The organism is Anabaena sp. CA = ATCC 33047 (assembly GCF_963870205.1).
In the GTDB taxonomy this organism is placed as follows: domain Bacteria; phylum Cyanobacteriota; class Cyanobacteriia; order Cyanobacteriales; family Nostocaceae; genus Trichormus.
The window spans coordinates 1-394 of record NZ_CAWMSA010000090.1 but is presented as its reverse complement, the minus strand read 5'-3'; the positions used below and the strand labels follow the sequence as shown (position 1 = coordinate 394).

At 41.9% G+C, this 394-nt stretch carries 1 protein-coding gene; it reads right to left on the bottom strand.

Annotation, left to right across the window (positions count from 1 at the left end):
• The coding region (locus AACS98_RS23545) for a hypothetical protein (RefSeq protein ID WP_232317238.1) at positions 1–394 on the bottom strand (394 nt) is incomplete at both ends.

The following is a 394-nucleotide window of genomic DNA, read 5'->3' as shown; positions in this document are numbered from 1 at the left end:
TCTTGTTCAATCCACTCAAACGCAAGTTCTAGGTTGAAAACAAATTCAAGCCAGGACTGTGGCTGTGGGATGTTGCAAGAAGTTTGGTCAGCCGCATACTTGTTTACCAACTCAGCCAACTTAACTAAGTGCGAATATGTGTCAAAAGCTAATTCGTGGCACTGGAAACGTATTTTCCTTTTGAGTTTCTCAGGAGATGTTTTCCAGAAAATACTCCAGTAGATTTTGTGATATTTTTCAGAAAGTGCAATCGCAGCTTGTAGATGTTGTCGTGCAATTGCAAAATCTGGATCATCTGGCGCATATTTCAGCGCAACTACCAAAGCACAGTGCGCTGCTTGCATCGTCTTCGATTTTAGAAATAACTGAAAGAGCGACCGCACAGATAAAGCGA